Raw genomic sequence first — 22,907 nt, 5'->3', positions numbered from 1 at the left:
TATAGTATCGAGGTAGAAAGGGGTTAGAAAATTGTCAACGAGCATGTATATTGTTTATTTTGTGATTATTATGCTGCTTCCACTTTATGCTCAAATGAAGGTAAAGGGTACGTATAATAAATTTGCAAAGCAACGTACAATGAAGGGGCAAACTGGTGCAGAGGTAGCGCGTGCGATTTTAGATGCAAACGGCTTATATGATGTACGAGTTGTGCCAACACAAGGTGTGTTGTCTGATCATTATAATCCAGCAACCAAAACAGTGGCTTTATCAGAAAGTAACTTTTATGAAGCAAGTGTTGCAGGTGCTGCGGTTGCTGCCCATGAGGTAGGTCACGCCATCCAACATAAAGAAGCTTATTCCATGCTTACATTACGTAGTAAGCTAGTCCCAGTAGCAAATATTTCTTCTAATGCGTCTTGGATTTTCGTAATGATTGGTATTTTTGCAAGTAGTACGAATTTCTTGCTATTAGGTATCATATTATTAGCAGCAGGTGTTGTTTTCCAATTAGTGACACTTCCGGTGGAGTTTGATGCCTCAAAGCGAGCATTAGTTCAAATGAATTCACTTGGCATTATTACAAATGAAGAAGAACGACCAGCACGAAAAGTATTAAGTGCTGCAGCATTAACATATGTAGCAGCGGCAGCGGTAGCTGTACTAGAGTTATTACGTTTAATTTTAATTTTTACCAATATGCGTAGCGACGACTAAGAAAAAACTTGTTATAGTGGTACACCACTGTAACAAGTTTTTTATCTTCGTATGCTTAATGAAGGGGTTGCTTTTGATCGTCTAGTGTGAAGCCTTCTCCTGCCACATCTCGTACTTCAATGATGGAAACAAATGCGTGCGGATCAACTTCATGCACAATAGATTTTAACCGTACAACTTCATTGCGGCCAATTACACAATAAATAACCTCCTTAGGTTGTTTCGTAAAATGACCATGTCCTTCTAAAATGGTGATACCACGCTCCATTCGAAGAGCGATTGTTTCAGCAATGGCTCCAGACTTTTCTGATATGATAAGCGCACCACGAGCCGCATAAGCACCTTCTTGTACAAAGTCAATGACACGGGCTCCAACAAATACGGCTACTAATGTATACATCATGGAACGAGCATCCAAGAACGTCAGCCAAGAAAGAATGATGACGATGGCATCGAAGACAAACATGGTTTTCCCCATACTCCAGCCAAAATATTTATGCCCTAGTCGTGCCAAAATATCGACACCACCTGTAGTACCACCGAAACGAAAGACAATCCCAAGTCCCAATCCAACAAAGACACCAGCAAAAAGTGCTACAAGCAACATGTCATCCTCTAAATGGATGGTAAATTGATATTTTTGGAAAATTTTTAGAAAAAGAGATACGGATAAAGTGCCGACAAGCGTATAGACAAATGATTTTTTTCCAAGTAATCGATAACCTATGATAAACATGGGAATATTTAATAACAGGTTCATTAAGGCGGGGTCCCATCCTAATGTAAAATATAGTATGAGTGTAATCCCACTTAGTCCACCTTCACCCAGTTGATTTTGGATGTTGAAGTGAACAAAGCCGAAGCTGAAAACTGCTGCTCCGAGCATAATCGCGATAATATTACGTATTTTAATCTGTTTTAGCATTTGACCTCCTGTAGTTCCAAACAAATGAAGTAGTGTTATCTATTATCTGACATTTTATTGGTTTTGACAACAATGGTGTAAATTTTATACGATGGTAAATAGGAGTGTGATTTTTATGGCAGATCAACTAACAATGCAAGCTTTACAACAGCGTGTCGATGACTATATAGGACAATTTAAAGAAGGCTATTTTCCACCATTTGAATTACTTGCACGTCTAACAGAAGAATTAGGTGAACTTTCACGCGAAGTTCAGGATGTCTATGGACAGAAAAAGAAAAAGAGTACAGAGGATACAAACAGTATTGAAGAGGAACTAGGAGACTTTTTCTTTGTACTAGTCTGTTTTGCAAATGCCCAAGGTATTAAACTAGATGAAGCACTTTTACGCGTCATACATAAATTTGAAACTAGAGATAAGGATCGTTGGACTAGAAAGGATGAAGAATGATGTCGATTCGTGTAGCTATTGCGGGAGCAAGAGGAAAAATGGGAGCTGAGGCTGTACATACGGTCATGAAACATGACAAAATGGAATTAGTAGCTGTACTAGATTATAAGGAAGTAGGAAAAACTTTAGCTGATTTAGATATGTTTCCAGCAAGCTATACAGTGCCTATATTTACAGAAATGCATGATCTTGTAGAAGCAACTGCACCAGATGTACTAGTGGATTTAACTAATCCACATGCAGTCTACAAACATACAAAGGAAGCACTGAATTTAAATGTACGACCAGTAATTGGTACAACAGGATTTACAGATGCACAACTAGAGGAATTATCAGCCATGGCCAAAGAAAAAGAGTTAGGTTGCATTATTGCACCAAACTTTGCGATTGGTGCTATCCTAATGATGAAGTTTGCAAAAGAAGCAGCCAAATACTTACCAGATGTAGAGATTATAGAAATGCACCATGATCAGAAGCTTGATGCACCATCTGGGACAGCGGTGAAAACGGCACAGTTAATACAAGAGGTCCGTACGCCAAAGGCACAAGGACATCTAGAAGAGAAAGAAACCATTAAAGGTGCAAGAGGTGGAGATTTTGACGGTATGCGCATTCACTCCGTACGTTTACCTGGTTTAGTGGCACACCAGCAAGTATTATTTGGAGGGGATGGGCAGCTACTAACGATTCGCCATGATTCATTAAACCGTAATTCTTTTATGTCGGGTGTTGCATTTTGCATAGAAGAGGTTATGAAAATGGATCAGCTTGTTTATGGTTTAGAAAACATCATCTAAAGATTGGGATGGAAGCTATATGAAAATCGCATTGATTGCACATGATCGTAAAAAAGATAATTTAGTACAGTTTGCTATTGCTTACCAAAATATTTTACAAGAACACACACTATATGCTACCGGCACAACAGGACAACGTGTCATCGAAGCTACTGGTTTGGAAGTTACACGTTTTCGTTCAGGGCCACTTGGTGGCGACCAACAAATTGGCGCAATGATTGCCAATAATGATATGGACATGGTGATATTTTTCCGTGATCCTTTAACAGCACAACCACATGAGCCAGATGTTTCTGCACTAATCCGTCTTTGTGATGTTTACCAAGTGCCACTGGCAACAAATATGGGAACAGCAGAAATATTACTAAAAGGCCTACAGGAAGGCTTTGTGGATTGGAGACTGATACAAGAAAGACGCAATTAACAAAAGACGTGATTCAGAAAGGATGATCATCGAATGAAAAAGCTAAAAATAGGCATTACCTGTTATCCTACAGTTGGTGGCTCTGGTGTCATTGCAACAGAATTAGGCAAAATGCTTGCAGAAAGAGGACATGAAATTCATTTCATCACCTCAAGCGTACCATTTCGATTGAATAAAATTTATCCAACCGTCTTTTTCCATGAAGTCGAAGTTAATAATTATTCAGTATTTCAATATTCTCCATACGATATTGCATTAGCGAGTAAAATGGCAGACGTCATCAAGGATGAAGAGTTGGATGTGCTACATGTGCATTATGCCATCCCACATGCAGTATGTGCGGTGCTAGCACGTGAAATGAGCGGCCGAGACATTGGCATCGTTACAACCCTTCATGGCACAGATATATCGGTGCTTGGGCAAGATTCTACGCTCTCACAGGCCATTAAGTATGGGATTGATAAATCTGATATTGTGACAACCGTGTCACAGGCATTAAAAGAACAAACCTATGAACTGATTGATACAGTAAAACCAATTGAAACGATTTATAACTTTGTGGACGAACGCGAATACTTCCCACGAAATTCAGGAAACTTAAAAGAGCAATTTGGTATACAAGAAGATGAAAAAGTCCTCATTCATGTATCAAACTTCCGTAAAATAAAGAACCTTCCACACATTGTAGACGCCTTTATGAAAATCCGTGCCAACATGAAAGCAAAGCTCTTATTAGTAGGTGATGGCCCAGAAAAGCATCGTGTCATGGACCAAGTAAAAGGAAGTCCGTATATGAAGGATGTTTTATTTTTAGGGAAACAAGAAAACTTAGCTGAACTGTATGCGATTAGTGACCTTAAGCTATTATTATCACAGCAAGAATCGTTTGGACTGGTGTTATTAGAGGCAATGGCTTGTGGTGTACCTTGTATTGGAACAAATGTAGGTGGTATTCCAGAAGTCATTGAGCATGGTGTAGACGGCTATATCGTGGAATTAGGGGATACAGAGGCAGTTGCGGCGTATGCGACCCATTTATTGCAAGATGAGGAACAATTACTGCGCTTCCGAGAAGCGGCCATCCGTGCAGTAAGTGAAAAATTCCACTCATCCAAAATTGTGGAACAATATGAAAATCTGTACGAGAAGGTTGCGGAAAGAAATCATGCAAAACAATAAAGAATGGCAAGCAGCCTATTCAGTCATTGAGCAATTAGAACAGGCGGGATTTGAAGCAGTTATTGTTGGTGGAGCTGTAAGAGATGCTTTACTCGATCGTCCTGCCCATGATGTAGATGTGGCTACAAATGCCTTGCCTGAAGAAGTAAAAACTGTGTTTCAAAAGACTGTAGATATTGGGATTCAGCATGGGACGGTACTTGTTATCGTACCCGCTGGACCTGTGGAAGTGACTACCTATCGGACAGATGGGGAATATACAGATCATCGAAGACCACAGAATGTCCATTTCGTTCGATCTCTAAAAGAGGATTTACAACGCCGAGATTTTACAATGAACGCCATTGCCATGCGTCGTGATGGCTCTTTTGTAGATTATTATGGTGGACAACAAGATATTGAAAAGCGCATTATACGAGCGATAGGAGAGGCAGAAAAACGGTTTGCAGAAGATGCTTTAAGGATGCTGCGAGCGATTCGCTTCTCTGCACAGCTTGATTTTACGATCGAGGCGAATACATTCGCAGCCATCCAGCAAAGGGCTGCTGATTTGGGCTTTATTGCAAAAGAACGCATTAAAGCAGAGCTTGATAAGCTTTGGGTAGGACAAACAGTTTTTGGGGGTATACAAAAACTAGAGGACAGTGGATTAACTGCCTATTTAACAGGTGATTTTCAAACTGCACAATGGCATAATTTCCAAACAAAAGATGCCCTTCTTGGCTGGGCATACTTTGCCTTACTACAAGGAGCAGCATGGCGTGAGGTAGTGCGCGATTATCGATTATCGAATAAGGAAATGGCGTTTATTAATTCCGTTTTAACCGCTTATGACGCTTTAAAAGATGGTTGGACAAATCGCCATTATTTTTACTACACAGAGCAAGAACTAGAGGCTGCACAATATTTTGCCCAACTTCGCCAATTAGACGCTTCGATACCTCAACAATCTATCCGAGAATTACAGGCAAAGCTACCGATTCAACATAAGCAAGAATTAGCGGTGAATGGGGCTGATTTACTGAAATGGTCTGGCAAAAAGGGTGGGCCGTGGGTAAAAGCCGCATTGGAGGATCTGCTGACAGCCATTCTTCATCATGAACTTCAAAATGATCGACAACAGATTAAAAGCTGGCTGGAGCAACAGGATCTTACTTAAAGCCGAATACATGATAGGTGAAAGCCGTCTCCCGAAAAGGGAGACGGCTTCATTAAATTCCTATCGTTGGTGGTCATTTACGTTAATTTACAGTATGATTAAGACAAAATAAGTTACATAACAAGAGTACAGTTAACTAAAGGATTGATGTGAAGATGACAATTTCCATGAAGGACGAAATTTTAAAAAGAATATTGGCTGCTGATGGAGAAGCGGTTTCAGGTCAGGAATTAGCAGATTCTCTTGGTGTCTCAAGAACCGCTGTTTGGAAGCATATGCAAACATTACAAGAGGAAGGGTATACATTTGATACAATTAAGAAAAAGGGGTATGTATTGACAGGTGTACCAAATAGCTTGAGCCCCACACAGATTAAGCTTTTTTTAAAGACAGAGCATTTTGGACGTGAGATCCATTATTACGATGTAGTTGATTCAACACAAACAATTGCGCATAAGCTTGCACAGGAAGGAGCTCCACACGGTACAATTATTATTGGTGAGGAGCAAACAGCGGGGCGTGGTCGTATGGCTCGTCCTTGGGAGTCTGCACATGGGACAGGTATTTGGATGACTGTTATCGTTCGGCCAGATGTTACGCCCCAACAGGCCTCATCCTATACACTTGTGGTGGCAGTAGCTGTCACAATGGCCATTAAAACCTTATATAAACATGTAGAGCCAGCGATTAAATGGCCCAATGATTTATTGATTAATGGCAAAAAATGTACGGGGATTTTAACGGAAATGCAAGCAGAGGCGGATCTTGTGCAAGCTTTACTTGTTGGAATTGGCATAAATGCGAACCAAGCAGCAGCTGACTTTTCACCTGATATTGCGGATATTGCCACTTCATTACGATTAGAAGCTGGAGAAGAAATCAATCGTGCAGCACTTGTGGCCTCTATCTTACACTATTTAGAACAATTTACAGAACTATACGTTAAAGAGGGTTTTGCGAGTCTCAAGACACTATGGCAGCAAATGTCTTGTACAATTGGTCAACGTATAGAGGTAACAACGATACGCGAACGTTTTGAAGGGGTTGCCAGTGGTATTACAGACGATGGTGTTCTGCAACTGACACAGGACGATGGAACGGTTCGAACGATCTATGCAGGAGACATCAAAATATTATAAAAAAGAAGCTGCAAGTAATGTCCTATACTTGCGGCTTCTCATGTTGTTGCAAAAAGATGATGTCAACGGCAGAAAAAGCAACTTTGCAAGGTGAGGGGTTGATTTCCGTTCCGCCAGCGTCCTTTCCAGGGGGCGTCCGATGAGCCGCTTCACTCACTTACGTTCGCTCCAGAGTCTCATCTGTGACGCTAAATCCCCTAGGAGTGACCTGGCTCCACTCCAATCAAATTCTGCAAAAGTGTCTTTGCTTTATCTTTCGTACTGGCCGTAGCGAACAAAATAATCCATTATTTGTATTATTAGTGAATAGATAGACTTTTATTTTCAATGTGGGGAAGTTATGCGTAACAGCACCTCTTCATAAAGAGTCGTGAACACCTTCACTTTATTTGAAAACCTTTGCTAAAAGGTAACACTTTTGTAGGTTGAAGTGGAAGGCTACTTGACTCCCGTGGGATCGGCGCTCGCCCACAGGAAAGAAAGTAGCCTGCAACGGAAACCATTTTCACCTTTCACAAAAATTCTATTAATGGTTTTGTTTTTCAACAATATGAGAAGCTGCAAGTAACGTCCTGTACTTGCAGCTTCTTTTATTGACTATTCTTTATTTTAGTGACACATCTATATCACCATGTGATAAGGAAACATTCAGTTGGTGCTCACCCTTCGTTACCTGAGTCACGGTGCCATTTTGTTCTTCATCATTAATGGTCACATCACCGAAGTCTGTTTTGAGAGCGTAGCCTATATCACTTTGTTTGTTTTGTAAGTGAATCGTTGTATCGCCAAAACTAGAGGTAATGGTTGTTTGCCCATTTAATGTGCCATCTATATCGATATCTCCATGCTCGCTCTCAATAGTGAAGCCGTTACTAGTAAGTTGCTGAAGCGTCAAATCACCAAAGGACTGCCTAATCTCTGTTTTGTCACCCGTCGTGCTGTTGAAAGTAATATCTCCATAATCCTGGATAAGATTAAGCTGCTGATACTGGAGCCCATGAATGGCTGTATCGCCAAAATTACTGTCTATTACAATCGCCTCTATTTTTGTATCTTTTGGGACATAGAGTTTGATTGAAGGGGAAGAGAGGTTACCGAAGCCAAATTGAAAACCATCCTTTTTCTTTGCCATTGTTTCGATGGTTAAAGTTCCGTTATCAATATGATATGTTACATCTTCTTGCTCATGGACCTTTGTGTCTAATTTATAGTCACTATCACTTGCAACAATCTCCACATCTCCATAATCATTTACGATATTAATGCTTGTGAATGCATCTAAAGCATGAGACTGACTTATTAATTTAGTATTACTGGGGACATAAAGACCCTCTGAATCTTTAAGAATCAGCCAGCGACCCCCTGAAAAATAGCCAATCAATGCGAGTAGAATGCCTAATGCAATCATTGTCATGGCTATAAGGGTATTTTTTGACGTCATTTAGAAGTCCCCCTTTTTTTGCTTCTTTGTCATTTTATGGAACAGTCTGCCTAATGTTTCAACAGAGACAACAACGGTTTTCTTGATAACACGAGCAACAACTGGGAACAGTAGGACACCCAAGCCCGTTACGATTAACCCGACACCCATAAAGAGCAGTGCGGTCGGCCAATGCTCTGTTAAAATTAAGAAACCTGAAATGATCGCCACAACGCCACCAGCAAAAATACTAATAACAGTTGCGACAATAGCAAAGATTAAGCTGATAATGACTGCGCCAAATGAAAAAATGAGTGCAATGGCTGTTGCAAGTAATGGCAATGAAAGGGGCGCAGACAGTATAGCTAGAATAATGAGCCAAATGGCAGACATATTCTTTTTTGTTGATTTTGCCGAGGAGGTTTCTAAATCCTTTAATGCGAAATCAGCTAATATTTGTGAGGCAACGTGTGAAGGAGAGCCAAGTTGTGAAATGACCTGATGCTCATTTTCCTCTCCAGCTTCCTCAAAGTATTCTTCATAATAGGCAAGCGCAGCGTCTAACTCATGCGCAGGAAGCCGACGTAATTTTCCTCGTAGCTGTTTCAAATAGCTTGCTCTATCCATCTAAATTCCCTCCTAAAAGTACACAATCAACCTTTTCCTTATACATTTGCCATTCTTTTAATAGCTCTAATAATCGTATACGTCCTTGCTCCGTAATTTGATAATAGCGTCTATTTCTACCTTGATAAGGTTGATCGTACGTTGTTAAGTAATGCGCTTTTTGTAAGCGGCGTAATACAGGATACAGTGTAGACTCTGAAATCTCCATGACTGATTGTACCTGCTGTGTTAAAGAATAACCGTAGGCGTCCTCTTTCTCGACAATAGCCAGTACACAAGCATCAAGTAAAGCTGAACCAAGCTGAAATGTCATCTTTTCACCTCACATGTAATACCTATACTTCATTTTATATTATATGACATATAGTATGTGGATAGTATATGACGTATAACATTGATTGTCAATTCTAAAAGAAAATTTTTTCCAATGTTGTTAGACGAAGATATTGTAAGAAAATAATATTTGAAGATTAATAGGAAAATCTGTTATAGTATGTGCGAAGGGCAGTATCCATTGTGAACGGCACCTTCAAAAACGCAATAGACTATACTATCAAATATCTGCCTTGATCTTTTAGACAGGGACGGAAGAAAACGATACGTTCAAATATAGCTTTCATTTTGTAAGCTATTGCCTCTTTCAGGGGTCTTTTTATCATTGAACGACACACTACCCTTCTGTCTGTTTTCGGCCAGAAGGGTTTTTCTGTTTTCTTCCTTTAAAAAAGGAGGACTACAAAATGAAAACGACAACAGATTTTTTAAAGATGAAAGCGGCAGGCGAGAAAATCGTGATGGTGACGGCCTATGATTATCCAGCTGCTAAATTCGCGGAAGAAGCTGGCGTTGAGATGATACTAGTCGGGGATTCACTTGGAATGGTCGTGCTTGGCTATGATTCTACAATGCCTGTAACTGTAGCGGATATGGTTCATCATGCAAAAGCAGTAAGACGAGGGGCAAAGGATACGTTTATAGTCGTTGATATGCCCTTTGGTTCTTATCATGGCGATGTCAATGAGACACTCAAAACAGCCATTGCGATGATGCAACAAACAGGAGCAGATGCTTTAAAGGTTGAGGGGGCAGGTGAAGTTATACCTGTCATTCGTAAATTAACGTCAGCTGGTATTCCAGTAGTAGCTCACTTAGGCTTGTTGCCTCAATCAGCGGGAGTGCTTGGTGGTTATAAGGTACAAGGAAAAACAGCTGAACAGGCTGCTACACTGCTTGAAGAAGCAAAACAATGCGAAGCGGCTGGAGCATGTGCAGTCGTGTTGGAATGTATCCCTCATCAGCTGACAGAAATTGTTTCAGCTAGTCTTGTTATTCCAACCATTGGCATAGGCGCTGGTATTGAGGCTGATGGACAAGTGCTGGTGTATCATGACATGCTAAGCTACGGTTCGCACCATGTACCGAAATTTGTTCAACAATTTGCTGATATGGGCAAAGAAGCAAGCGCGGGGATGATGGGTTACGTAGAAGCAGTGAAAGCGGGTACTTTCCCAGCTCCAAAGCATTTCTTCACAATGAAAGAGGAAGCATTAGATCAGCTATATGGAGGCGTTAAATGATGAAAGTCATCACGACCATACAGGCATTAGCCACAGAAATTCAAGCAGCTAAGCATGCTCAAAAAACGATTGGACTTGTTCCGACAATGGGCTATTTACATGAAGGTCATTTAACATTAGCACAAACAGCTCGTGTAGAAAATGATGTCGTTGTGATGAGTATATTTGTCAACCCAACACAATTTGGGCCAAATGAGGATTTTGAAAGTTATCCTCGTGATTTGCCTAGAGATACTGCATTAGCTGAATCTGTGGGCGTTGATATTGTGTTCGCACCAAGTGTGGAAGAAATGTATCCTCAAGATGGAGGGATTCGTCTACATGCAGGTGAGCAGGCTACCATTCTTTGTGGTGCAAGTCGTCCTGGTCATTTTGATGGTGTTTTACAGGTTGTCTCTAAATTATTTCATTTAACACTGCCAACAAGAGCTTATTTCGGTCAAAAAGATGCACAGCAGGTTGCGATTATTGCGACAATGGTACGTGATTTTAATTTCCCTTTAGAAATGCGTGTTGTCCCAATTGTACGCGAGGAGGACGGTTTAGCGAAATCTTCTCGTAATGTCTATTTAAGTGAGTCAGAGCGACAAGAGGCTCCAGCAATCAATGAAGCATTACAGTTGGCTCGCGATAGCTTTTTAGCGAATGGTGATGCTGATAAAGCACTTGCAAAAGCAAAAGCTCATATTCATGCAAGAACACATGGCCGCATTGATTATATTGAATTATTAACATATCCAGATTTAACACCAGTGACAACTGCAACTCAGCAAGTTTTGTTGGCAGCAGCTGTTTATATAGGTAAAACACGTTTAATCGATAATTGTATTTTTACTGTGAAAGAGGGACTATAGTATGTTACGTATGATGATGAATAGTAAAATCCACCGTGCAACAGTGACACAGGCAGATTTAAACTATGTAGGCTCCATAACAATAGATGAAGATATTTTAGATGCAGTAGGTATGCTGGCAAACGAAAAAGTACATGTTGTTAATAACAATAATGGCGCTCGTTTTGAAACATATATTATAGCTGGTGAACGAGGATCAGGTGTCATTTGTGTTAATGGCGCAGCAGCAAGACTTGTGCAGCGTGGTGATATTGTCATTATTATTTCCTATGTGTATGTGGATAATCATGAGGCAAAAGACCATCAACCAACTGTAGCCATCATGGGAGAGGGCAATACAATTAAGGAAATGATCGCACACGAGCCAGAAGCAACTGTGATGTGAATTCAGCCATAGAATAAATTAATACTAGAGAGGAGGATGGCAAAGCATAGCCAATCCTCCTTTTTTGCGATTACGTTTATATCAAAAGTTACTGGCAAAAATTTGCTTTTATTACTATTAAACTAGTTAACAAAATTATAATTTTACAAATGTTCTAGTATTTTGCGTCATATTTATGTAGAATTTAGTTGTTAGTACATCATTTTACTAGTGGAGGTATCATTTGTCATGGAAAATAAACGTAACAAATTTTTAACAGTAACTGCAGCGGCATTGGCTGTAACAGCGGTAGCGGTAGTACCAGCATCAGCAGCAAGTCCTTTTTCGGATGTAAAGGAAAGTCATGCAGATTTTGAAGGCATTTCTACACTTTATGCAGCAGGGATTATTAGTGGTTACCCAGATGGTACATTCAAACCAGATACAAATGTCACGCGTGGACAAGCGGCAAAAATGATTGCAGGCGCATTAAAATTGGATACAAAAGAAGTAGAGGATCCAAAATTTACGGATATTAGTGCATCAAATCCTTATTATGGCTCAATTGCAGCCCTTGTAGGATTAAATGTCATTACAGGCTATGGAGATAATACTTTCCGTCCAAACCAAACAATTACACATGGTGATTTAGCAAAAATTTTAGCATCTATCCCAACATTACCAGAGCTAGAAAGTGCAAAAAATCATGAGGCTAGTGAAAAAGTTACACGTGGACAACTGGCAACATTCATTGCTGAGGCTCTAACAAAATCAAACCCAGAAACACCAGAGACTCCAGAAACTCCAGAGACTCCTGAAACACCAGCAGATGCATTCTCATTATCGATTTTACATGTGAATGATACACATGCTCGTGCAAATGAATTACCTAAATTGGCGACAGCTGTAAAAGAACAAAGGGAAGCAAAGAAAAATGTTTTAACATTACATGCTGGCGATGCATTTAATGGTACATTATATTTCAACGAATTCCATGGACAAGCAGATCTAGCGCTATTAAATGAAATTGGCTTTGATGCAATGGTATTTGGTAACCATGAATTTGATTTAGGTGCCTCTCCTGAAGGTCATCAAGCATTAGCGGATTTTGTTAAAGGGGCTAAATTCCCATTTGTGGATGCTAATGCTGATTTCTCAGCAGATGATAAATTCACTGGTTTATTTACAGACTTAATTTCAAGTGAACCTGAGAATGGTAAAATTTATTCTGGTATTGTAAAAGAAATTGATGGAGAAAAAGTTGGTATTTTTGGTTTAACAACAGAAGAAACAAAAGCTGTTGCATCTCCAGATAAAGTAACATTCTCAAATTACATTGAAGAGGCCAAAAAAGCAGTAGCAGCTTTTGAAGGTATGGGTGTTAACAAAATTATCGCCTTAACACATATTGGATTTGAAGATAATGCGAATATAGATAATGACCAACTATTAGCAAAAAATGTAGATGGTATTGACATTATTGTAGGTGCACATGATCATACAAAATTAGACAAACCATTTATCGTAGATACAAATACAGCTGGCGAAGCAAAAGAGGCTACATTAATTGTACAAGCTAATGAGTATGTAAAGTATTTAGGTACACTAGATGTAACATTTGATGGAAATGGTGTTGTGACTGAATATAATGGTGAATTAATCGACCTTGGTAAAGTAGCAGAGGATAAAGCGGCATTAGAAAAACTTGCACCGTTTAAAGAAAAAGTAGATGCAATCATGAAACAAGAGATTGGTGTAAAACTTGATGAAGCATTAGATGGATCACGTGAATTAGTACGTACACAAGAAGCGGCATTAGGTAATCTCATTACAGATGGCATGTTAGCAAAATCACAACAATACTCAGATAAAAAAGTTGTGATGGCATTTACAAATGGTGGTGGTATTCGCGAGACGATTCCAGCAGGTGAAATTACTGTAGGTCATGTTATGACAGTACTACCTTTTGGTAACACATTAGCACTTATGGATATAACAGGTGCTCAATTAAAAGAAGCATTTGAACTATCTGTAGGACAAGCACCAAATCAATTTGGAGGCTTCTTACAAATTGCAGGTGCAAAATTACAATATGATTCTTCAAAAGAAGCAGGCTCTCGCATTGTATCGTTTGAATACTTAGATCAAGCAACAGGTAAGTATGTAGCATTTGAAGATGATAAAACATATACAGTAGCAACAAACGCCTTTACTGCTAAGCAAGGTGGGGATGGCTATGAAGTATTTAGAAAAATTTACGAAGAAGGTCACGTAACAGATTTAGGTTTATCTGACTGGGAAAATTTCCAAGAACACTTATTATCATTAAAAGAAGTGAAAACAACAACAGAAGGTCGTATTGTTGATGTAGCAAAAAAACAATAAGCGTAACGTTGTTTGAGTAAGCACTCCATAACGATTCCACAACGCAACCTTAGGGGATTGATTTCTCCAAGGTTGCGTTTTTTGTATGGATGCGGTGATTCAACAAAGAGGAGAAAGGATGCCGCAGAGCCAATAATATGATAAAATTCAACTTATCTAATGTGAACTGTGAGTTGAGATGTATGATGGAAAGTCAAAAATATGCAATTGTAGATTTGGAGACAACTGGTCATTCACCAGCCAATGGGGACCGGATGATTCAAATTGCCATTGTTATTATGAAGGATTGGGAAATTGAGCGTACCTATACGAAGTTCATAAATCCAGGGAAAGCTATTCCCACTTTCATTCAAGATTTAACGCATATAACGAATGAGGATGTAAAGGATGCCTTCCCATTTGAAGCGCATGCGGATTACATATATGAGCTACTTGCTGACTGTGTATTTGTTGCACATAATGCAGATTTTGACTTATCCTTTTTACAAGCAGAGTTTAAACGTGCTGGACTACCGAAATGGCAAGGTAAAAAAATGGATACGGTGGAGCTAGCTAAAATTTTGTTCCCTATGTCCCTTGGTTTTAAGCTAGGGGATTTAGCGGCCGATTTAAATATTGAGTTAGCAAATGCTCATCGAGCGGATGACGATGCTCGCGCGACAGCGGAGCTATTCAAGCATTGCTGGAAGGAGCTACTAAGTTTACCACAGCTTACACTTGAACAGATGCATAAGCGTTCCTTTCGCTTAAAATCAAATATTTCTCAGCTTTTTTTTGAGGCGTTGCAAATTAAGCGCCAGCATACGACGGGCCGCGAAAATGTACACTATTACCGTAATTTTGCGATTGGCAATGGCCGAAATAAGCATGAGCATGTGACAGAAACGATTGCCTACCCTCAATCAGTAGATGAGAAAATAACTTTAATGTCAAAGGCACTGCCAAATTTTGAGGAACGTCCTGCACAATTTGACATGATGGACACGATTTGGCGGGCATTACATGAACAACAGGAGTGCGTGATTGAAGCTTCTACGGGTATTGGTAAAACTGCTGGCTATTTACTTCCAGCCATCTTATTTGCCCGTGCTGTTAATAAAAAGATTGCCATCAGTACGTATACTTCCTATTTACAAGAACAGCTTGTAGAAGAAGAGCTACCAAAGATCGAAAAAATCCTTGGGACAAAGGTGAATTTGTGTGTGCTGAAGGGAATGCAGCATTATATTGATCTCGATCGCTTTGAGCAATGTATGGCATATGCTGATGAATCCTATGATGATACATTTACTATTTTACAAATACTTGTGTGGTTGACCAAAACAGAGACTGGTGTGTTGAGCGAGCTCAATGTTTCTGGTGGCGGACAACTGTTTTTAGAGAAAATCCGAAAAATACCGAATGACAAGCCTTCAAAGGGCTTTGATTTCTATGAGCAAGCTTTAAAGAACAGTGCAGTTGCTGACTGTATTGTAACGAATCATGCCATGGTTTTAAGTGATTTAGTGCGTCAAACACCACTTTTTACAGAAATAGATGGCTGGATTATTGACGAGGCGCATCAATTTATTCAGGCAGCTATGCAGCAGGATGAAGTAGTCTTCTCCTATACACAATGGAAGTATATTTTTGGACAAATTGGTACGATGGAGGACACGGCTTTATTTCAACAGTTTTGCCAGGCAGCGAAGAGAAAACAGCGAGTAGCCATGCAAAATTTACAGCATCTTGATGCACAATTCATACGTTTGCAGCGGACATTTGATGAAACAATCCAGAGAACTATTCAAAAATTGCAACAGCAAATGAAAGGGAAACAAGCAGGTAGTAAATGCACCTTGTTTTTAGAGGATGTTTCATTTGCGAAAGAAACGTTTGCACAAGTAAGCAAACTAACCCAGCAATGGCTGGATCTCGCTACTAGCATTACACAGTCGTTCGAAAATGCGATTGAGCAGCTAGATAAAAACGATCAATATGTATTATCTGAATGGCAATATTGGATTCGAGAAGTGAAGATAAAAATTGCTGAATGGGACGATATTTTTCTGTCACCACAGGAAGGCAATTCTGTTTGGTTAGAATTTGATGTACGGAGTGTCCCTGGCAGTCTCCATGTTTTTAAGAAGCCTGTCAATGTGACGCCGATAATTGAACAAGTATTAGCACCATTACGTCAGCAAGCAAGTATTGTTTGGACATCAGGTACATTAACGGTACCAGGCAATGAGCGCTTTGTTACACGCCAGTTAGGCATTTCTGATAATGTTGAAGTCTTGAAACTACAAGCTCCACCAGCCTACTATGCTGGGGCTAAGGCATTTATCGTCACCGATATGCCAGATATTCAGCATGTCAGCCAAGAAGAATACATTGAGGCTGTTGCCCATGCAATTACGCGGACTGTTCGAATGACAGAAGGGCGTTGCTTTGTACTCTTTACAGCACAGGATATGCTACGAAAAACAGTTGAGCTTATCCAAGATAGTGAACTATTAGATGATTACATGCTATTTGCACAAGGTGTTACAGGCGGTAGCCGTATGCGCATTCTAAAATCCTTCCAAAAATTTAGTCATGCCGTTCTATTTGGCACAAACAGTTTTTGGGAGGGGGTAGATGTTCCAGGAGATGCACTTGCCTCTGTTATTGTCGTACGATTACCATTTTCTTCACCAGAAGAGCCTGTTTTTAAGGCGAGGGCAAAGCATCTAACTACCCTAGGCCGCAATTCCTTTACGGAGCTTTCCTTACCAGAAGCGATCATGAGGTTTAAGCAAGGCTTTGGTCGATTAATACGTTCCTCGCAGGATAAAGGAGCTTTTATTGTCCTAGACCGACGAATTACTAGTAAGTCATATGGGAAAGAGTTTATTAAGGCATTACCTCCTATCGATGTAAAGAAATTGCAGCTACCCGAATTGTTAAAGGAACTAAATCATTGGCAAAAATAGCAGAAACCCCTTTTAGCATTGCTAGAAGGGGTTTTTACGTATTTTATAAGCGTTTAAAGAAAGGCAATTGCTAGTATGATTCTCATTGCTTGTTTTTAGTTTGCTCATCAAAAAGGTTAGCATTACGAACGATTTCTGTAATATATTTCATAGTGATTGCCGTTGCTTGTTTGGCATCATAACTTTTGCGATTATTCAATAGGTTTGTAAACATACCTTGCCAAATTAATAGTGTAATTTCATTGATGGCATCAACATTGCCTTCAGTTAAGTAGCCTTCTTTTAAAGCGATCTCTAACATAGAACGCCCTCGTTTCGTTAGACTGTGTTGAAATAAAATGGTCTTTAAATCATCAGGGATATTGATTAAATCATTGGGGTAAAAATTATAATAATTTTCCAATAGTGCTTCTGGTGTTTCCCCTAAATCCATGATAAAGACTGCGTGAAAAATCTGAGGTTGTTTGAAGGAATATTGACAAAAGCACTCCCAAGCCAATAAGTATTTTTCAATAGGATCTTTGCCTCTTTCTATGTAGCGAGCAACTTCGTTGGTATAGTCTTGCATGCATCTCATCGATGCAAAAAATAGAAGATGCGAGATTTCCGAAAAATAATTGTAGATAGTAGCACTGTTGTAACCTGCTTTATCAGCAACCTTCCGGATTGTGACATTTTCCAGCCCTTCTTCTTCGATGATTTCCGCAGTGGCATCTACAAAGTATTTCCACATACGACTCCTTTGTATTTCCTTTTTCTTCAAAGTAATATCCCCCTAACAAACAATTAATTACTGTAAAATCATTAATTAAATGTATATATTTACCTTCTTGTAGCTAATTTAAACTTATTATAGCATAGCAATTTTAATTATCTTCTTTCATTATAGCATTAGCTTTTGTCATTTTCAGAGTTGTGCATTAGAATTTCAGGTGATATACTAATCACAATTATTTTATAATCATGATTACTAAATAATCAAGATTCGGAATAATTAGACGAAGAGGATGTTATAACTAGGAGTCTTGCACTTAGACACAAGGGGAGGATTATACAATGAGTAAAAAAATTGTGACACAATTTGAGTGTACATATGAAACAATTGAAAACACATGGATCGAGTTAGCTGACGGCACAAGGCTTTCTAGTCGTATTTGGCTACCAAATGTAAAATTGGGAGAGAAAGTACCAGCCATTTTAGAGTATATTCCTTATCGTAAAACAGATGGGACAAGAGCAAGAGATGAGCCTATGCACGGTTATTTTGCAGGACATGGTTATGCTGTTGTGCGAGTGGATATGCGAGGTTCAGGTGAGTCAGATGGTTTATTAAAGGACGAATATCTAAAGCAAGAGCAGGATGATGCCCTTGAAGTCATTGAATGGATTGCTAACCAAAGCTGGTGTGATGGCAATATCGGGATGATGGGGAAATCGTGGGGCGGATTTAATTCTCTACAAGTAGCAGCTCGTCGACCAAAGGCGTTAAAGGCGATTATTACCGTAGGCTTTACAGATGATCGTTATAACAATGATATTCACTATAAGGGCGGTTGCTTGTTAAACGATAACTTCTGGTGGGGTGCTATTATGTTAGCCTACCAGTTACGTCCAATTGATCCACATATTGTTGGCGATAGCTGGCGTGATAAATGGATGGAACGATTAGAAAATATGCCTTTGTGGATGGCACAATGGATGGAGCATCAAACAAGAGACGATTATTGGAAACATGGTTCAGTTTGTGAGAATTATCAAGACATAGAAATCCCAGTTTTTGCGCTAGATGGCTGGGAAGATTCCTATACAAACACAGTCTTAAGTTTAATGGAAGGGCTTTCTGTTCCGAGAAAAGGCATTATTGGCCCATGGGCACATGTTTATCCCCACGATGGAGTGCCGGGTCCAGCAATGGGCTTTCTACAAGAAGCTGTGAAATGGTGGGATCATTGGTTAAAAGGAATAGACAACGATGTAATGGATGGACCAATGGTGAATGTCTGGGTAGAAGAGAGCATGGAGCCATCCGTTAAGAAACCAATTAGCAAAGGCTATTGGGTTGGTTTAGAATCGTGGCCAGCAGCGGAATCGATACAAACTAAGGTGTATCAACTGACACATGGAAAACTAGTAGAAAACCGCAGTGAGCAACAAGAGCAAGTCCTACTAAAAACTCCTCAAAATCATGGTCTTTTATCTGGTGAATGGATGGGCGCTGGCGTACTAGGTGAAAGTCCAGCAGACCAACGATTAGATGATGGAATGGCCATGGTTTTTGAAACGGATAGGCTAGAGAAAGCCCTAGAGATTGTGGGCTATCCAAAATTTGAAGTGGAATTAATGAGTGACAAACCACATGCAATGCTATTTGCACAGCTATCAGACGTAGCACCCGATGGAGCTGTCACTCGTGTATCCTATGGCGTGATGAACCTGACACACTTAAATGGGCATGATCATGTTGACCTGTTAACACCTGGTGAAAAAGTGAAGGCCTTTGTTCAGTTAGATTGCTGTGGCCATCAATTTAAAGCGGGGCATCGTTTACGCCTATCCTTAGCTACAACGTTTTGGCCTATGTTTTGGCCAATGCCAGAAGACGCTACATTGACATTAAATCTAGAAACCGCTACCTTATCATTGCCAACTTTCCATGGTCAGCAGGTAGTAGGACCTAATATGAATGCTGAAAGTGCACCATTAACGCCAATCACAACACTGCAAGAAGGCAGAGTCGATCGTTCGATATCCTATGATATTTTAACAGATACATGGACATGTATTACAGATGGGGTTGGAGGCGTATTTGGAGAAGGTATTTATCGCTTTGATGATATTGATGTCACTGTAGAACATAATTTAAAACGAGAATTAACCTTAACGAATGCTGATCCACTGTCAGCTCAGTATACAATCTATCAAAAAATGAAAATTGGTCGTGAAGGCTGGTGGATTGACGCGGATATTACGGTTACCAAAACATCTGATCAGGAAAACTTCCAAATTGTTGGGGAAATGGTCATCAAAGAAAATGACAAACAAGTCTTCCATAAGGAATGGAATCAAAAAATTAAACGTCATGGCTTGTAAATAACATATAAGGGGTAAACATATGGAAGCTAAGTTAAAAAAGAATACAGCTACTTTAGTTATTTTAGCTGTTTCAGGTGCCTTAATTTACGCATTGCCTTATTTTAGAAACTACTATTATGATGTCTTTCTGGATGCATTTCATTTAACCAATACACAAATGGGGACACTTGGTAGTGCGTATGGTGTTTGTTGTTTAATTTCCTATATTTTTGGAGGATTTTGTGCAGATCGTTGGAAAACGAAATATTTATTAACCATTTCTTTAGTAGCCACAGGATTATTAGGGTTTACATTATTATTGTATCCACCCTATCCAGTACTTCTACTGATTCATGCTGCTTGGGGAATCACGTCCATTATGACGTTCTGGGGAGCATTAGTAAAAGCGGTTCGTTCTTTAGGCTCTGAAAATGAACAAGGAAAAGCTTTTGGATTTTTTGAAGGCGGACGTGGTGTAACCAACATTATTCAATCTGCTGTGATTTTAGGGATTTTTGCTTTTTTTGCAAAACATATGAGTGATAAAATGGCTCTTTCAGCAGTTATTACAGTGTATTCTGTGATTTGTCTTTTGTTGGGCCTCATGATTATGATGCTGTATAAAGATCCAGATCAAGCAACTGTCAGTCCAGAAGATAGAGAGAGCAGTAAAACGTTTGATTGGGCAGTCCTTTGGAAAGTGTTGAAGATGCCAACTACCTGGCTTGCGACTATACTTATCTTTACGTCCTACGCGATGATTATTAGCTATTATTACATTACACCTTATGCAACGGCCGCATTTGGTGCGTCTACGTTAATTGCTGCGGCTTTGGGCTACTTCTCGCAATATTGTCGTCCTATTGGTAGTTTTAGTGCAGGAATCATAGGCGACCGAATTGGTGTGTCGAATATGGTGTTAATCGGCTATATTTTATTAGCATTTGGTTTAGTAGGGCTCATTTTATTACCAGGAAAAGCTTCTTTTATCCTTATGCTTTTAGTGTTCATTGGGATTATCTATACATCTATGTATGCTTTGCAAGCGATGCATTTTGCAATTCTAGTAGAAGGCGATTATCCAGTAGAATCAACAGGAACTGTGTCCATGCCACTGATGATAATTGGTTATAGTGGTGAAATCTTTATGCCAATTATTGCAGGTGCTTGTTTAGATTACTGGGGTGGCACAGCGGGCTATAAAGTATTCTTTGGTATTTTATTAGGCTTAGCTATTATTGGATTCATTACAGTAGTCATTTGGCAGCGTGTGACGAAAGAAAAACGCCGAGAAATTGCTTTACAACGAAAGCTTTCCAAGGAACAGGCACTTACTTAATTTAGTTTAGAACTAACATTGGTTTCTTCCAAAGCGAGCTTTTTTTAAACATAATGATGAATAGCTAAAAAGGCTGCGAATAGTTTTTTACTATTTATACAAGTTGATTATTCACAAATCAATATGTAAACACGGAAACAGAGGCGTCAAGATAATGACGCCTCTATTTTCGTCTCCGGTTTTGTATGATCCAGTAAAAATTCCACACGATTTCCACCATGGTGTTTGGCCTGATATAAAGCCTTATCACATCTAGATAATAAGGAATGAATTGTATCGCCCATCACAAAGCAAGTCACTCCAATAATGATATACATATCAATGCTATCTAGTTTATCTGTTACCTCTAGCCAATGGGATTCATTTTTATCTATTCAAATATTATCCATGGATAAACGTAACCAAATAGTATCTCTCGTATGCCAGAAGAATGGATACGATTGATTTCTAGCCACAAAAGAATGATCATGGACATCACTCAATATATCTTCGATGGAGACCATTTTGGAATTAAATGCTGTCCTAACACAATAGGATCTAGAAGCTTATCTGTTGGGCTATTGCGCTAACAGGGGGGGATGAGAGCGAACATAACTAGGATAATAAGTGTGAATAAATTTATTTTTCTGACTATTGTATTTTCCATGTTATTTGTTAAAACATTATTATAGACCATAACAGCAAGATTGAGGACGAAATAAAAGGATAGTTCCTGATAATATAAGGTCTAACAAACAGCATGGAGGCTTATATTATGTCAAAAATTCAGCAATTTTATGATTTACATTTTTCACAAGAGCTATTATTTATTGGGAATGCTTGGGATGTTATATCAGCATTAACATTAGAAAAGGCAGGCTTTCAAGCAATCGGTACAACAAGCTGGGGCATAGCGAACTCACTTGGCTATGCAGACGGTGAACAAATCGATTTTCAACGACATCTAACAATTATTCAATCCATTACAGAGCAAGTCAAGATACCCGTATCAGCAGATATAGAAGCGGGGTATGGCCATGATGAACAAAGTATTATCGACAATGTTTTGAGAACGGCAGATGTAGGAGTAGCAGGGATTAACATTGAAGATTCCCTTAAACATCAAACAGGCTTAAGGAGCATAATTGAACACTGTTATTTATTAACAAACATGAGGAAAGAATTAGATAATCATGGCTATAAAGATTTCTTTATTAATGCTCGAACAGATACGTATTTTCAATTAGAGCAACCATTTGAAGAAACAATAACAAGAGCAAAAGCTTATATTGAGAGCGGAGCAAGTGGTATATTTATCCCAGGCTTAACAGATGCCAATGAAATAAGCGCGATGACTCGTAATATAAATGCGCCCCTCAATCTTCTTTCATTACCTAGTTTAACGAATGTCAAGCTACTAAAAGAATTAGGGGTGAAACGCTTTAGCTTTGGAAATGCACTTTCAGATAAAATAATTGTGCATTTAACACAGCATGCTGCACAATTATTAAAAGACCAAGATACTTCTGCGTTATATATATAGT

The 22,907-nt window shown here is 39.3% G+C and carries 21 protein-coding genes; 15 read left to right on the top strand and 6 right to left on the bottom strand.

The window, feature by feature from the left end:
* Positions 1–43 precede the first annotated feature (43 nt).
* Positions 44–718, top strand: a complete 675-nt coding sequence (locus HXV90_RS08470; RefSeq protein ID WP_036077718.1) for a zinc metallopeptidase — start codon at positions 44–46, stop codon at positions 716–718.
* 55 nt (positions 719–773) lie between these two features.
* Here HXV90_RS08470 and HXV90_RS08465 read toward each other — a convergent pair whose 3' ends face one another.
* Positions 774–1,643, bottom strand: coding sequence for a YitT family protein (locus tag HXV90_RS08465; RefSeq protein ID WP_004232676.1), 870 nt, complete (start codon positions 1,641–1,643; stop codon positions 774–776).
* A gap of 115 nt (positions 1,644–1,758) precedes the next feature.
* On the opposite strand from HXV90_RS08465, the gene HXV90_RS08460 reads away from it, so the two are divergent.
* The 6 genes from HXV90_RS08460 to HXV90_RS08435 all read left to right on the top strand — a co-directional run bounded on the left by HXV90_RS08460 (position 1,759) and on the right by HXV90_RS08435 (position 6,792).
* The gene (locus tag HXV90_RS08460; RefSeq protein WP_036077682.1) at positions 1,759–2,094 is read left to right on the top strand and encodes a nucleotide pyrophosphohydrolase; all 336 of its coding nucleotides are present in this window, start codon (positions 1,759–1,761) and stop codon (positions 2,092–2,094) included.
* Entirely contained in the window at positions 2,094–2,891 is a 798-nt protein-coding gene (dapB, locus tag HXV90_RS08455; RefSeq protein WP_004232679.1) for a 4-hydroxy-tetrahydrodipicolinate reductase, read from the top strand. Before HXV90_RS08460 ends, dapB begins: the two co-directional genes overlap by 1 nt.
* 19 nt (positions 2,892–2,910) lie before the next feature.
* Complete coding sequence (gene mgsA, locus HXV90_RS08450; protein WP_004232690.1) at positions 2,911–3,315, top strand: methylglyoxal synthase; 405 nt, start codon at positions 2,911–2,913, stop codon at positions 3,313–3,315.
* A 33-nt stretch (positions 3,316–3,348) separates the two neighbouring features.
* A complete protein-coding gene (bshA, locus tag HXV90_RS08445) occupies positions 3,349–4,494 on the top strand; it encodes an N-acetyl-alpha-D-glucosaminyl L-malate synthase BshA (RefSeq protein WP_004232695.1) in 1,146 nt (381 codons plus the stop codon).
* A complete protein-coding gene (locus tag HXV90_RS08440; RefSeq protein WP_269898804.1) occupies positions 4,481–5,653 on the top strand; it encodes a CCA tRNA nucleotidyltransferase in 1,173 nt (390 codons plus the stop codon). The genes bshA and HXV90_RS08440 overlap by 14 nt, the downstream gene beginning before the upstream one ends.
* 155 nt (positions 5,654–5,808) lie before the next feature.
* On the top strand, positions 5,809–6,792 hold the full coding sequence (locus HXV90_RS08435) for a biotin--[acetyl-CoA-carboxylase] ligase (protein ID WP_054550716.1): 984 nt from the start codon (positions 5,809–5,811) through the stop codon (positions 6,790–6,792).
* Between the two features lie 604 nt (positions 6,793–7,396).
* On the opposite strand, the gene HXV90_RS08430 is transcribed toward HXV90_RS08435, so the two are convergent.
* From HXV90_RS08430 to HXV90_RS08420, 3 genes are read right to left on the bottom strand one after another with little or no spacing between them, the layout of a single operon-like run.
* Complete coding sequence (locus HXV90_RS08430; RefSeq protein WP_048389854.1) at positions 7,397–8,233, bottom strand: DUF4097 family beta strand repeat-containing protein; 837 nt, start codon at positions 8,231–8,233, stop codon at positions 7,397–7,399.
* On the bottom strand, positions 8,234–8,839 hold the full coding sequence (locus HXV90_RS08425) for a DUF1700 domain-containing protein (RefSeq protein WP_066037628.1): 606 nt from the start codon (positions 8,837–8,839) through the stop codon (positions 8,234–8,236). It lies immediately after the preceding gene.
* Positions 8,832–9,152, bottom strand: a complete 321-nt coding sequence (locus tag HXV90_RS08420) for a PadR family transcriptional regulator (protein ID WP_004232706.1) — start codon at positions 9,150–9,152, stop codon at positions 8,832–8,834. Before HXV90_RS08420 ends, HXV90_RS08425 begins: the two co-directional genes overlap by 8 nt.
* Before the next feature lie 427 nt (positions 9,153–9,579).
* Here HXV90_RS08420 and panB point away from each other — a divergent pair, with 427 nt between their 5' ends.
* From panB to dinG, 5 genes are all read left to right on the top strand, one after another.
* Positions 9,580–10,416, top strand: a complete 837-nt coding sequence (panB, locus tag HXV90_RS08415; protein ID WP_066037629.1) for a 3-methyl-2-oxobutanoate hydroxymethyltransferase — start codon at positions 9,580–9,582, stop codon at positions 10,414–10,416.
* Positions 10,416–11,270, top strand: coding sequence for a pantoate--beta-alanine ligase (gene panC / locus HXV90_RS08410; RefSeq protein WP_054550960.1), 855 nt, complete (start codon positions 10,416–10,418; stop codon positions 11,268–11,270). The genes panB and panC overlap by 1 nt, the downstream gene beginning before the upstream one ends.
* A 1-nt stretch (position 11,271) precedes the next feature.
* Positions 11,272–11,655, top strand: coding sequence for an aspartate 1-decarboxylase (gene panD, locus HXV90_RS08405; protein ID WP_009370842.1), 384 nt, complete (start codon positions 11,272–11,274; stop codon positions 11,653–11,655).
* A 228-nt stretch (positions 11,656–11,883) separates the two neighbouring features.
* Positions 11,884–14,019, top strand: a complete 2,136-nt coding sequence (locus HXV90_RS08400) for a 5'-nucleotidase C-terminal domain-containing protein (RefSeq protein WP_269898803.1) — start codon at positions 11,884–11,886, stop codon at positions 14,017–14,019.
* Between the two features lie 182 nt (positions 14,020–14,201).
* Positions 14,202–16,973 (top strand): ATP-dependent DNA helicase DinG, encoded by a 2,772-nt coding sequence (dinG, locus tag HXV90_RS08395; RefSeq protein ID WP_115673435.1) that lies wholly within the window; start codon positions 14,202–14,204, stop codon positions 16,971–16,973.
* A gap of 82 nt (positions 16,974–17,055) precedes the next feature.
* Here dinG and HXV90_RS08390 read toward each other — a convergent pair whose 3' ends face one another.
* Complete coding sequence (locus HXV90_RS08390) at positions 17,056–17,706, bottom strand: TetR/AcrR family transcriptional regulator (protein WP_048390477.1); 651 nt, start codon at positions 17,704–17,706, stop codon at positions 17,056–17,058.
* Between the two features lie 323 nt (positions 17,707–18,029).
* Between HXV90_RS08390 and HXV90_RS08385 the strand changes: the two genes are divergently transcribed.
* Positions 18,030–20,063, top strand: a complete 2,034-nt coding sequence (locus HXV90_RS08385; protein WP_115673434.1) for a CocE/NonD family hydrolase — start codon at positions 18,030–18,032, stop codon at positions 20,061–20,063.
* Between the two features lie 22 nt (positions 20,064–20,085).
* Positions 20,086–21,384 (top strand): MFS transporter, encoded by a 1,299-nt coding sequence (locus tag HXV90_RS08380; protein ID WP_048389869.1) that lies wholly within the window; start codon positions 20,086–20,088, stop codon positions 21,382–21,384.
* Between the two features lie 146 nt (positions 21,385–21,530).
* Here HXV90_RS08380 and HXV90_RS23510 read toward each other — a convergent pair whose 3' ends face one another.
* Complete coding sequence (locus tag HXV90_RS23510; protein WP_403019993.1) at positions 21,531–21,668, bottom strand: hypothetical protein; 138 nt, start codon at positions 21,666–21,668, stop codon at positions 21,531–21,533.
* Between the two features lie 470 nt (positions 21,669–22,138).
* Here HXV90_RS23510 and HXV90_RS08375 point away from each other — a divergent pair, with 470 nt between their 5' ends.
* Positions 22,139–22,906: an isocitrate lyase/PEP mutase family protein gene (locus HXV90_RS08375; RefSeq protein ID WP_269898802.1), complete on the top strand. Its 768-nt coding sequence runs from the start codon at positions 22,139–22,141 to the stop codon at positions 22,904–22,906.
* Position 22,907 lies beyond the last annotated feature (1 nt).

It is taken from the genome of Lysinibacillus sp. JK80, assembly GCF_027557635.1.
GTDB classification, from domain to species: domain Bacteria; phylum Bacillota; class Bacilli; order Bacillales_A; family Planococcaceae; genus Lysinibacillus; species Lysinibacillus capsici.
This window is presented reverse-complemented; position numbering and strand designations above follow the sequence as displayed.